This window comes from Hydrogenophaga crassostreae, assembly GCF_001761385.1.
Classification (GTDB): domain Bacteria; phylum Pseudomonadota; class Gammaproteobacteria; order Burkholderiales; family Burkholderiaceae_C; genus Hydrogenophaga; species Hydrogenophaga crassostreae.
In genome coordinates, this window is record NZ_CP017476.1 from 2,315,857 (window position 1) to 2,328,465 (window position 12,609).

Annotated in this window: 8 protein-coding genes and 1 pseudogene; 7 read left to right on the forward strand and 2 right to left on the reverse strand. The window is 59.4% G+C overall.

Annotated features, from left to right (window positions below; all coding sequences use genetic code 11):
- Nucleotides 1–29: 29 nt before the first annotated feature.
- The 5 genes and pseudogenes from LPB072_RS10695 (at nt 30) to zapE (ending at nt 7,596) form a co-directional block, all read left to right on the forward strand.
- Nucleotides 30–404, forward strand: a complete 375-nt coding sequence (locus tag LPB072_RS10695; RefSeq protein ID WP_066087730.1) for an ArsR/SmtB family transcription factor — start codon at nt 30–32, stop codon at nt 402–404.
- Between the two features lie 205 nt (nt 405–609).
- Nucleotides 610–3,494 (forward strand): annotated as a pseudogene (locus LPB072_RS10700) (2-oxoglutarate dehydrogenase E1 component).
- A 111-nt stretch (nt 3,495–3,605) separates the two neighbouring features.
- Nucleotides 3,606–4,871 (forward strand): 2-oxoglutarate dehydrogenase complex dihydrolipoyllysine-residue succinyltransferase, encoded by a 1,266-nt coding sequence (gene odhB / locus LPB072_RS10705; RefSeq protein WP_066087724.1) that lies wholly within the window; start codon nt 3,606–3,608, stop codon nt 4,869–4,871.
- A gap of 67 nt (nt 4,872–4,938) precedes the next feature.
- Entirely contained in the window at nt 4,939–6,366 is a 1,428-nt protein-coding gene (gene lpdA, locus LPB072_RS10710; protein ID WP_066087721.1) for a dihydrolipoyl dehydrogenase, read from the forward strand.
- A 132-nt stretch (nt 6,367–6,498) separates the two neighbouring features.
- On the forward strand, nt 6,499–7,596 hold the full coding sequence (gene zapE, locus LPB072_RS10715; RefSeq protein WP_066087719.1) for a cell division protein ZapE: 1,098 nt from the start codon (nt 6,499–6,501) through the stop codon (nt 7,594–7,596).
- A gap of 53 nt (nt 7,597–7,649) precedes the next feature.
- Here zapE and LPB072_RS10720 read toward each other — a convergent pair whose 3' ends face one another.
- Nucleotides 7,650–8,408, reverse strand: coding sequence for a PP2C family protein-serine/threonine phosphatase (locus tag LPB072_RS10720; protein ID WP_066087716.1), 759 nt, complete (start codon nt 8,406–8,408; stop codon nt 7,650–7,652).
- 141 nt (nt 8,409–8,549) lie between these two features.
- On the opposite strand from LPB072_RS10720, the gene LPB072_RS10725 reads away from it, so the two are divergent.
- Complete coding sequence (locus tag LPB072_RS10725; RefSeq protein WP_197508938.1) at nt 8,550–10,607, forward strand: ATP-dependent DNA helicase; 2,058 nt, start codon at nt 8,550–8,552, stop codon at nt 10,605–10,607.
- A 13-nt stretch (nt 10,608–10,620) separates the two neighbouring features.
- On the opposite strand, the gene LPB072_RS10730 is transcribed toward LPB072_RS10725, so the two are convergent.
- Nucleotides 10,621–11,421 carry an outer membrane protein assembly factor BamD gene (locus tag LPB072_RS10730; RefSeq protein ID WP_066088307.1) on the reverse strand — a complete coding sequence of 267 codons (801 nt, stop codon included), beginning with the start codon at nt 11,419–11,421 and terminating at the stop codon, nt 10,621–10,623.
- A 33-nt stretch (nt 11,422–11,454) separates the two neighbouring features.
- On the opposite strand from LPB072_RS10730, the gene LPB072_RS10735 reads away from it, so the two are divergent.
- Nucleotides 11,455–12,474: an RluA family pseudouridine synthase gene (locus tag LPB072_RS10735; RefSeq protein WP_231943485.1), complete on the forward strand. Its 1,020-nt coding sequence runs from the start codon at nt 11,455–11,457 to the stop codon at nt 12,472–12,474.
- The last annotated feature ends 135 nt before the right edge of the window (nt 12,475–12,609 follow it).

The following is a 12,609-nucleotide window of genomic DNA, read 5'->3' on the forward strand; positions in this document are numbered from 1 at the left end:
TGCTTATATTGATAAAGGTGTGGTGCCCCATGGAGCAAATGATCGGTTTGGACGCGGTAACCGAAAAAGGGCGGGTGTTCGAACTTGCCGCCGAACTGTTTGGTGTGCTGGCCACACCGATGCGCCTGCGCATATTGAGTGCCCTGTGCGACAAAGAGAAATCGGTGTCACAGTTGCTGCAAGAAATAGACACCACCCAGCCCAATCTGTCTCAGCATTTGAACCTCCTGTATCGCGCGGGTGTTCTGGCCAAGCGCAAGGACGGAACCCAGGTGATTTACCGCGTCCAGAGCGAAAAGGCAGTCACCCTTTGTCGAACGGTCTGCACCCAGATCGCAATCGAGATGGACGAACCCAGCGCTGTTCCAGCGTCCGAGCGTTTGTCACCTCGCGTCGCATCCTGAGGCTTGCCGCGACCGGTTTCTTGATGCAATTGCCCCAAAATGAGGCAAAAATGTTCCCATGGTCTGCGATGCAATGGCACAATCGCAGGCTGCAGTCACGTCCTTCCACAGTCACTGTCGCATCCGCCAACCGGTTAAGCCGTGTCGCGGGAGGTTTCCTTAACCAACTTATGTTTCCCCGAGGGAAACGGAGGTCAGCGGATTTATGAGCGATTCCTCATCCGGCAACGTTTACGTCGCCTATCAAAACAACTCGTACCTTTTTGGTGGCAACGCGCCATACGTTGAAGAGATGTACGAAAACTACCTGGCCAACCCGGGTAGCGTGACAGAATCCTGGCGCGAATACTTTGATGCACTGCAAAACGTGCCAGCCGTCGACGGATCCGATGCCCGCGACGTCCCCCACCTGCCTGTTGTCAATGCCTTTGCCGATCGCGCGAAAAAAGGTGGAACGCGTGTGGTCGTGGCCGCTGGCGCCGACTCCGATCTGGGTCGCAAGCGCGTCGCTGTTCAGCAGCTGATTGCCGCGTACCGCAACGTGGGCGCCCGTTGGGCCGACCTCGACCCCTCAAGCGTGAAGAGCGCGACAACATTCCTGAGTTGGAGCCGTCTTTTTACGGGTTCACTGACAGTGATTTTGAAATCGTTTTCAACACCAGCAATACATTCTTCGGCAAAGAAGTCATGTCGCTGCGTGACCTGCTCAATGCCCTGCGCGAAACCTATTGCGGCACGGTTGGCACCGAGTACATGTACACCTCCGACCAGCGCGAGAAGCGCTGGTGGCAAGAGCAGCTAGAAAGCAAACGCAGCAAGCCCGCCTACGACGCTGACAAAAAGAAGGAAATTTTGAAGCAGCTCACAGCCGCTGAAGGCCTTGAGCGTTTCTTGCACACCAAATACGTAGGCCAAAAGCGCTTCTCGCTGGAAGGTGGAGAGAGCTTCATCGCCTGTATGCATGAGCTGGTGCAGCTTTCGGGTTCGCGCGGCGTGCAAGAGGTGGTGATTGGCATGGCCCACCGTGGCCGCCTGAATGTGTTGGTCAACACCCTGGGCAAGACGCCTGCTGGTTTGTTCGCCGAGTTCGACCACACCGCCATCGAAGACCTGCCCTCGGGTGATGTGAAGTACCACCAGGGTTTCAGCTCCGATATCGCCACGCCCGGTGGCCCCGTTCACCTGACGCTGGCGTTCAACCCTTCGCACCTGGAGATCGTCAACCCCGTGGTTGAGGGCTCTGTGCGCTCACGCCAGGAGCGCCGCAAGGACACCACGGGCGACAGCGTATTGCCCATCCTGGTCCACGGCGACGCCGCTTTCGCGGGCCAAGGCGTGGTCATGGAGACACTTGCACTGTCGCAAACCCGTGGCTACTACACAGGTGGCACGGTGCATGTGGTGATCAACAACCAGATCGGCTTCACCACCAGCGATCCTCGCGATACGCGGTCGACTACGTTCTGTACGGACGTTGTGAAGATGGTGGAAGCCCCTGTCTTGCACGTCAACGGCGACGATCCAGAGGCCGTGGTGTTTTGTACCCAGCTGGCCCTGGACTACCGTCAGGAGTTCAACAAGGATGTGGTGATCGACATCATCTGCTTCCGCAAACTGGGTCACAACGAGCAAGACACGCCAGCGCTGACGCAGCCGCTGATGTACAAAAAGATTGCACAACACCCCGGAACACGAAAGCTGTATGCCGACCGGCTGGCCGCTCAAGGTCTGGGCGACACCCTGGGCGACGAAATGGTCAAGGCTTACCGCCTGGCCATGGACGAAGGCCGCCACGCCAAAGAGTTCACGATCACCAATGCTCACAACAAGTTTGTGGTGGACTGGTCGCCTTATCTCAAGGCGAAATGGACCGATGTCAGCGATACCAGCCTGCCTGAGAAAGAGTGGAAGCGCATCGCTGAGAAAATGACCAGCATTCCCGCGAGCGTTTCGGCCCACAACCTGGTGAAGAAGGTCTACGACGACCGCGCAGCCATGGGCCGAGGTGAAGTCAACGTGGACTGGGGAATGGGGGAGCACATGGCTTTCGCCACTTTGGTCGGCGCGGGCTACGGTATTCGGCTGTCTGGTGAAGATTGCGGCCGCGGCACCTTTACCCACCGCCATGCGGTGATCCATGACCAGAACCGCGAGAAGTGGGACGGCGGCACTTATGTGCCTCTGAAAAACATCGCACCCGATCAGGGCCAGTTCACGGTAATCGATTCGTTGCTGTCAGAAGAAGCCGTGCTCGGTTTCGAATATGGTTTTGCCAGCAACGACCCCAACACCTTGGTCATCTGGGAAGCGCAGTTTGGCGACTTTCTGAACGGCGCCCAGGTGGTGGTTGATCAATTCATCGCCAGCGGTGAGGTGAAGTGGGGTCGCTTGAATGGCTTGACGCTGATGTTGCCCCACGGCTACGAAGGACAAGGTCCTGAGCACAGCTCGGCCCGCATCGAGCGTTTCATGCAGCTTGCTGCAGACACCAACATGCAGATCGTGCAGCCGACTTCAGCGAGCCAGATTTTCCACGTACTGCGTCGCCAGATGATCCGTCCGCTGCGCAAGCCGTTGATCATCTTCACGCCGAAATCATTGCTTCGCAACAAGGACGCGACCTCGCCTCTGGAGGAGTTCACCAAAGGCCAGTTCCAGACGGTGATTCCTGAGCAAAATGCCGCGGTGGTCAAGAAGGCTGACAAAGTCAAACGCATCATTTGCTGCTCGGGCAAGGTGTATTACGACCTGGTCAAGAAGCGCGCAGAGATGGGCTCTGAAGATGTGGTGATCCTGCGAGTGGAACAACTCTATCCATTCCCGCACAAGGTGTTCTCCACCGAGATCAAGAAGTACCCGAACGCGGTTGACATCGTGTGGTGCCAGGACGAGCCGCAAAACCAGGGGGCCTGGTTCTTCGTACAGCACTACATCCACGAGAACATGCTCGATGGTCAGAAGCTGGGTTACGCCGGTCGGGCCGCTTCTGCTTCGCCAGCGGTGGGTTACGCCCACTTGCACCAGGAGCAGCAGAAAAACCTGATCGAAGCCGCCTTTGCAAAATTGAAGGGCTTCGTGCTCACGAAATGATGCGGTGACCAATTGCCCCGGTGTGTGCGGTCTTTGATCGTGCAACCCCCGGGCAAACCGCAATGCGGCGTCATCAATACCCCAAACAAAAAATCTGAATCGAGAAATCCCATGGCAATCGTAGAAGTCAAAGTTCCGCAGCTCTCCGAGTCGGTGGCCGAAGCCACGCTGCTGCAGTGGAAGAAGAAGGCCGGTGAGGCCATTGCGATCGATGAAATTCTGATCGAAATCGAGACCGACAAAGTGGTGCTGGAAGTGCCCGCACCGGCCGCTGGCGTGCTGGTTGAGATCGTGCAGGATGATGGCGCCACTGTCGCCGCTGAGCAACTGATCGCCCGCATCGACACCGAAGCGACCGCTGGCGCAGCCGCTCCAGCACCTGCGGCAGCCGCAGTGCCGGCCGCAGCTCCAGCCGCCGCAGCGCCAGCCGCGGCTGCCACCGGTGGCAGCAAGGCCGGCGTGGCCATGCCAGCAGCCGCCAAATTGATGGCCGACAACAACCTCGCTGCTGGCAGCGTGGCCGGTTCTGGCAAAGATGGCCGCGTGACCAAGGGCGACGTGTTGTCTGCCGTGGCAGGCGGCGGAGCGAAGGCCATTGCCCCCCCGGTGGCCATCCCCACGGGGGCGCCGACCAAGGTGCTGCCGCAAGTGGCGATGGTTGCACCGGATCTGGGCGACCGTCCAGAGGAGCGGGTTCCAATGACGCGCCTGCGTGCCCGTGTGGCCGAGCGCCTGCTGCAGTCACAAGCCACCAACGCCATCTTGACCACCTTCAACGAAATCAACATGGCCCCGGTCATGGAGATGCGCAAGCGCATGCAAGAACGCTTCGAGAAGGAACATGGCGTGAAGCTGGGTTTCATGAGCTTCTTCGTCAAGGCCGCTGTGCATGCGCTGAAGAAATTCCCCGTGATCAACGCATCGGTGGATGGTACCGACATCGTCTACCACGGCTACTTCGACATCGGTATTGCTGTGGGTTCACCCCGTGGTCTGGTTGTGCCCATTTTGCGCAACGCCGACCAAATGAGCTTTGCCGACATTGAAAAGAAAATTGCCGAATTTGGCCAGAAAGCCAAAGACGGCAAGATCAGCCTGGACGACATGACCGGCGGCACCTTCTCGATTTCCAATGGCGGTACCTTCGGCTCCATGATGTCTACCCCCATCATCAACCCGCCCCAGTCGGCCATCTTGGGTGTGCACGCAACCAAAGAGCGTGCGATGGTGGAAAACGGTCAAGTGGTGGTGCGCCCCATGAACTATTTCGCGATGTCTTACGACCACCGCATCATCGACGGCCGCGAAGCCGTCCTGGGCCTGGTGGCCATGAAGGAAGCGCTGGAAGATCCAGCCCGACTCCTCTTCGATATCTGATCGAAACGTGAAACAGCAAGCGCCCCTTCGGGGGCGTTTGTCCAACCCTATTCAGAGAGAAAAGAACATGTCTCAAGCATTTGACGTCGTCGTGATCGGCGCAGGTCCTGGCGGCTATATTGCCGCCATCCGCGCAGCCCAGCTGGGCTTTAAGGTCGCGTGTATCGACGAATGGAAAAACGCCGCCGGTGGCCCCGCCCCGGGCGGCACCTGCACCAACGTGGGCTGCATCCCATCCAAGGCGCTGCTGCAGTCGTCCGAACACTTTGATCACGCCAACCACCACTTCGCGGAACACGGCATCAGCACCGGTGCGGTAAAAATGGATGTGGCCAAGATGGTGGGCCGCAAGGACACCGTCGTGAAGCAGAACAACGACGGCATCCTGTACCTCTTCAAGAAGAACAAGGTCACCTTCTTCCACGGCCGCGGCTCTTTCGCCCAGGCCAATGCCGAAGGCTATGACATCCTGGTCAAAGGCGACAAGGAAGAGACCATCAAGGCCACCAACGTCATCGTGGCCACCGGATCCAACGCCCGCGCCTTGCCCGGTGCGGATTTCGACGAGACGCAGATTTTGTCCAACGATGGCGCGCTGCGCATTGGCGCGGTACCCAAGAAGCTGGGGCTGATCGGCGCTGGCGTGATTGGTCTGGAGATGGGTTCGGTGTGGCGCCGCCTGGGCTCGGAAGTGACCGTGCTCGAAGGCCTGCCAACGTTCCTGGGTGCGGTCGATCAGCAGATTGCCAAGGAAGCCAAGAAGGCGTTCGACAAACAGGGCTTGAAGATCGAGATGGGTGTCAAGGTCGGCGAGATCAAGACCAGCAAAAAAGGCGTGAGCGTGGCCTATACCACCGCCAAGGGTGAAGAGGTCAAGCTGGATGTGGACAAGCTGATCGTGTCGATCGGCCGCGTGCCCAATACCGACGGACTCAACGCCGAAGGCGTGAAGCTCAAGCTCGACGAGCGTGGCGCGATTGTGGTGGACGACGAGTGCCGCACCAATCTCAAGGGCGTGTGGGCGGTCGGCGACGTGGTGCGTGGCCCCATGCTGGCCCACAAGGCCGAAGAAGAGGGTGTTGCCGTGGCCGAGCGCATTGCCGGACAACACGGCCATGTCAACTTCAACACCATTCCCTGGGTCATCTACACCAGCCCGGAAATTGCCTGGGTGGGCCGCACGGAAGAGCAGCTCAAAGCCGACGGCGTGGCGTACAAGGCCGGTACCTTCCCGTTCCTGGCCAACGGCCGCGCGCGCGCACTGGGCGATACCACCGGCATGGTGAAATTCCTGGCCGACGCCACGACCGATGAAATCCTCGGCGTGCACATCGTCGGCCCGATGGCTTCGGAGTTGATCTCCGAGGCGGTGGTGGCCATGGAGTTCAAGGCCAGTGCCGAAGACATTGCGCGCATCTGCCACGCCCATCCCTCTTTGTCGGAAGCGACAAAGGAAGCCGCCTTGGCCGTTGACAAGCGCACGCTCAATTTCTGACCCACCCCTGCGCTGCGCTGCCGCGCGTCACCCCCTTGAGGGGGCCATCCCTGTGGCCCGGCAGTGCCGGTTCCACGGGATGACTGGGTAAAGCCTGCGAGTCGGCCGGAGCAACCTCACTACCCAAAGTCCATGTCCGTTCGCCAAACCTATGAAGCCGCGCTGAAAGAGCGTGGCTACACCAGTGACCCTGCCCAGGAACGCGCCATCGACGCGCTGGAACGTTGCGCGGCTGAATGGACGGTCTACAAGCAGCGCCGTTCCAACTCGCTGAAGAAGATGTTCGTGAACCCCGAGATTCCTAGAGGGGTCTACATGTTTGGCGGGGTGGGGCGGGGCAAGAGCTTTTTGATGGACTGCTTTTTCAACGCGGTCCCGATCAAACGCAAAACGCGTTTGCACTTTCACGAGTTCATGCGCGAAGTGCACCGCGAACTCCATGGCATGCAGGGCACAGTCAATCCATTGACCGAGCTGGGTCGGCGCATGGCCAAGCGTTACAAGCTGATCTGTTTCGATGAGTTTCATGTGGCGGACGTGACCGACGCCATGATTCTTCATCGCCTGCTGGCAGCGTTGTTCGACGCAGGTGTGGGCTTCGTGACCACGTCCAATTTCCACCCTGATGGTCTGTATCCCGATGGGCTGCACCGGGACCGTATTCTGCCTGCCATCGAGCTGCTCAAGGGGCGCTTGGAGGTGATCAACGTGGACAATGGCACCGACTACAGGCAGCAGACCCTGGCACAGGTGGACCTGTACAAGACGCCGCTGGGGCCCGATGCCGATGCGGCCATGCAGCGCGACTTCGAGCAACTGGCCGAAGCGATGGTTCAGGACCCGGTGCTACAGCTGGGTTCGCGCAAGGTGCCAGCGGTGCGCCGCGCTGGCGGAGTGATCTGGTTCGAGTTTCGAGCTTTGTGCCAGGGCACCCTGGGACAAAACGATTACCTGGAGATTGCTACGCAGTTTCACACCGTGATGCTGTCCAACGTTCCGCAAATGGCCGTGCGGCAAGCGTCAGAAGCACGCAGGTTTACCTGGTTGGTGGATGTGCTCTATGACCGTCGGGTCAAACTCATCATGTCGGCGGCTGTTCCTGCCAACGAGTTGTATGTTGAAGGCCCTATGTCGCACGAATTCCCGCGCACGGTCTCACGTTTGAGTGAGATGCAGTCTGCGGAGTTTCTGGCCCTGGAGCATCGGCTTGTGGACACCGCGCTGACCTGAGAAAACCCCCGTCTGGCCCGGGCGCCATCGACCAAGGCCGGTATTCAACCAGCTCAACTCAAAGGATCGAATTTGACGATGACCATGGACAGGTTGTCGCCCATTCCCTTGGCTCTAGTGCGTGCTTTTTGAATCAGGAATTCGCACGCCTCCCTTGGTGACAGCATGGTAATGGTGCTGGCGAGCTCTTCGGGGGTGAAGTAGTGCCAAACGCCATCGCTGCAAGCCATGAGCGCCTGGCCTTGGCTCATCGTGCGAATGTGGTGCAGATCGATGGGAGGCTCATTTTCCGTGCCCAGGCAGGCCATCAGAATATTGGAGTGAGGATGGTCGAGCGCCTCTTCTTCGCTGATCTCGCCCTGATTGATCAGCGTTTGCACGTAAGAGTGGTCCATTGTGCGGAAAACCAGCTGCCCGTTGTGAAAATGGTAGACGCGTGAATCCCCTGCGTGAATCCAGTGGCTGTCGCCGTTGGGCCGGACCATGAATGCCGCAATGGTGCTGTGGGGTTCTTGCTCAGATGAAACCGCGGTGAGTTTGATGACCATGTGCGCTTCTTGCACGATCTGGCGCAACAGCATTTGTGGATCGTCACCCTCGGGATCAAATCGATCAAACAGCTGCCGTGTGGTCAGCATCACTTGGTCAGAGGCTTTTCGGCCGCCGCTGCGACCACCCATTCCGTCGGCAATGACTGCCAGCAGGCAACCTTCCTCTCGAGGATGGTGCAGCAGGCACACCTGGTCTTGCTGGTAGTCACGATCACCCCGGTGGATGCCGGTGGCAGCCTGAATGCGGTAGCCTTTGGTCATGTGTTACACAAAAATGTCAGGGCCACGCCGATCGGCGGGCGGGTTGGGAAATGCTTGGGTTGCCTTCGAATGGCAACAATCCATGAGCCTATCACCAAAAATGGCACTTTTGAGTGCATTCATTCTGCTGAGTCGCCATTGATGAGCCCCGGGCTAAACGAAGCAGAGGCCGCCGCGTTTCAGAGCGCCGTTCGCATGCGCTTTGTGCCGGATGGCGCCCTGGCACGACCCGTGTCGGGTAAAACCAGCAATCTTGCGCAAATGACCATGGCTGCGGCAGTCGCTGACGCCCTGGTTTCAAACGCTGTTTTGGCTGTAGAGGCTGGCACGGGTGTTGGAAAGACCTGGGCCTATCTCGCCCCTTTGTTGATGACCGGGCAACGCGCCTGGATCTCGACCGGAACCCAGGCGCTTCAGGAGCAACTGTTTCTGCGCGACATTCCGGCAGTGAGCCAGGCGTTGGGGTTGCCCATTCGAGCGGCGCTGCTCAAGGGGCGAAGCAACTACGTGTGTCTGCATCGCCTTGAGAAGGCGCGGGCCGGTGAATTGAACACTGGCGCCAATGATCCAGCCTGGTCATCGGCTTTGGGGCGCATTCAGCGGTGGGCCAGCCAGTCAATGGTTGGCGATCTCTCGGAATTGCCTGGTCTGGATGACAACTCGCCATTGCGGCCGTGGATCAGCTCGACCAGAGAGAATTGTTTGAGAGAAACCTGTCCGAGTCATTCGGTTTGCCGCGTCTATCGGGCCCGCCAGATCGCGCAGGAAGCCGACTGGGTGGTGATCAATCACCATCTTTTTCTGGCCAGCCAACTGAACCGCGATGAGGCATTGCCTGCCTTGTTGCCCCATGCCCAGACCGTTATTTTTGACGAGGCGCACCGCTTGGTGGAGCTTGGAGAAACCCAGTTGGGCTTGTCGATTGGGTCTGAGCAGCTTTTGGAGCTGGCGCGTGAGCTGAAAAGCCTGGGGCCGTTGATGGCCAGGGGATTGCAGCCTTGGGCGCACTTGGCGCTGGTTCTGGAGCAGGCGACTCGAATGGTTTCGCGGTTGCTGCCTTCACATGCGGGTGTCAAAGTCCAAACCAACTGGGCCGGCGGGACGCCCAAAGGCGTGCAGTCGTTGTCATGGAAGCGGGTCCGGCTTGAAGTCTTGCATGCGCTGGATTCGGCTGCAGCGGCGCTGCAAGCGGTGGCCGGAGCCGCAGCCCCATTGGAAGCCATGATGATCCGAGCCGTTCAGTGGCGCAACGACTGGGTGCTGTTGCTTCGGGATCTGCCCAATGACGCAGCGCGGGATGAACTGACGGTGCGCTGGGTTGACCGTTGGCCCGACGGGACGTGGCGCGTGATCCAATCTGCAGCCGATGCCGCACAGGCGTTCCAGGCGGCCATGCACAGCGCAGGACCCGTGCAAAGCTGGGTATTCACGTCGGCCACCCTGGGTATTGACGACCAGTTGAGCTGGTTCGTTGGTGGTCTGGGTTTACAGGCCCACCCGGCGTTGCGCACTTTGCGCATTGCCAGTCCCTTTGACCACGCTGCGCAAGCTTCGCTTTACGTACCAGATGACATGCCAGAGCCGGCTGACGAGCAGCACAGTATTGCGCTGGCGGCTTCGGTCGCTGGTTGGGCGGCCGTGCTGGGCGGAAGGACGCTCGTTCTGACAACATCATTGCGTGCATGCACCCGCATTGCCACTGCTTTGCGGGAACTGTTTGCCAATGAGGCGGTGCACTCGCTGCAGGTACTTGCCCAAGGGGACGGCTCAAAACGCAGTCTGTTGGCCCTTTTTCGGGCGGCCGAGCAGAGCGGTCCAGGCGCAATATTGGTGGCTTCGGCGTCGTTTTGGGAGGGCGTGGACCTGCCGGGCGACATGCTGCAATTGCTGGTGATCGACAAGCTGCCCTTTCCGTCACCGGGTGACCCCCTCGCGCAGGCCAGAGCGCTGCGTGCTCGCGCTCAGGGTCTGGACGCTTTTCAGGAGGGGTATGTGCAGAAAGCAGCCTTGGCGCTCAAGCAGGGTGCTGGCAGGCTGATTCGAAGCGCCACCGATCGAGGTGTATTGGTGATCGCGGATCGTCGCTTGCTGACCCAGAGCTATGGCGGCCCACTGTTGCAGGCTTTGCCGCCCATGACCCGTTTGATGAACGAGACCGACATGCAAAACGCATTGGTAAGGCTGGCGAGCAGCCGCTGACCGTGGCGCAGGCTTACCAGACCTTCCACCAGGGCTTGTTGCTGCCCGGCGCATCGCCATTGGCGGCATTGCCTTTGGGAAAACTTGCTTGCATTACGCGGCGTGTGTCATCACGCAGTTGGGTCATGCCCAGCGCGTCGTAGCTGAGTTCCAGCAGTGACAGGGCCTCTTCCAGCGCAGGGGCGTTGGGGTAGTCGGTCACGGCACTCTGTGCGCGGTTGATCGCTGCAAGGTAGGCTCCTCGCTTGTAGTAATAGCGGGCCACGTGGACTTCGTATTGCGCCAGTGAATTGACGGTATACGTCATGCGTTCCCGCGAATCGGCTGCGTACTTCGAATCTGGAAAGCGGGTGATGACCTCCCGAAACGATTCAAATGAGGTTTTCGCTGCGTTTTGATCTCGCTCTGACAAATCTTGCTGCACCAGCGAGCCAAACAGGCCCAGGTTGTCATTGAAGTTCACCAGCCCCTTGAGGTAGAGCGCGTAGTCCATGGCTGGGCTGGCTGGGTGCAGGCGCATGAAGCGATCCAGTACCGCCAAAGCCTGAGCTTGCTCGTTGGCCTTGTAGTAGGCATGTGCCTTTTCCAGTTGGGCCTGCTGCGCCAGAGGCGTACCAGCCGCTCTGCCTTCGAGCTTTTCATAGAGCGAGATGGCTTTGTCGAAATTGCCGTTGTTGCGCTCATCGCGCGCTTCGCTGTAAATTTTATTGGGGCTCCAGCCCGCCGTTTCGTCTTTGGGGGTGCTGCTGCAGGCAGTCAAGGCCACCACAGCGGTGACGCATATGGCCACCGCCGATAATCTGATCGAAAACATCACACGCACACCTTTACAACAGGACAACCGCTTTTGGCAGATGAAATTATATCGACGGGGGAGCCTTTTGATGAAGAAACCCGGAGCGAACAGGCTGAAGAGGCTCTGGAGGTCGAGACACGACGCTATGACATCCCTTCCAGCATGCACGGTTGGCGGATCGATCGTGCACTGGCGGCGCTCACGCCTGAATTCTCGAGGTCCTATTTGCAGCAACTGCTGAGCGAAGGGGCGGTGCAGTGGAACGAGGCGCTGGCACAAAAAGCGTCGGCCAAGGTGAAGGTGGGCGATTTGCTGGCGGTAGAGCTTCGCCCGACACAGCAAGCCATGGCTTTTGTTGCCGAGGCCATGCCGCTGGACGTCGTCTACGAAGATGCCCATCTGATGGTGATTGTCAAACCCGCAGGTTTGGTGGTTCACCCGGCTGCCGGGCACTGGAGCGGGACTTTGCTCAACGGCTTGCTGGCTCACCACGCTGGTGCTGCGGTACTGCCGCGAGCGGGCATTGTTCATCGTTTGGACAAGGACACCTCTGGCTTGATGCTGGTAGGGAAATCCCGGCAAGCCGTCGAGGCCCTGGTGCGCGCGATCGCAGCGCGGGAGGTGAAGCGTGAATACCTGGCCATCGGGCATGGCGCCTGGAAAGAGGGCGCCGAGGTCACGGTCGATCAATCCATCGGGCGCGATGTGCACAACCGCTTGCGCATGGCGGTCGTGCCATCGGCACTCGGTATTGGCAAGGCTGCCAAGACCACAGTCAGGCCATTGGACGTCAAGGGACCCATGTGTCTGGTGGCCTGTCGCCTGCACACGGGTCGCACCCATCAGATTCGTGTGCATATGGCGTGGCTGGGTCACCCGCTGGTTGGTGACACCCTTTATGGGGGCAAAGTGGCGCTGGACATGACGCGTCAATCGCTGCACGCTACCCGCCTGCGTTTGCAGCACCCCATTTCCGGCGAGCCCTTGGCTTTTGACGCACTGCCGCCAGCCGATTTTCTGAATGCCCTGAACGAGGCCGGCCTCCAGTACAATGGACTCGATTCGGAATGACGTAATTCCGTGCACTCCCAGGCCCGGCGCCGGGCCTTGGCAGAATGCAACGTGTTGCTCCAAGCCCCGATCAGCCTGCGGCCTCAACAGCTTTGATCTCGCCACTGCTCTGTGTGAAACAGCCAGAATCAGATC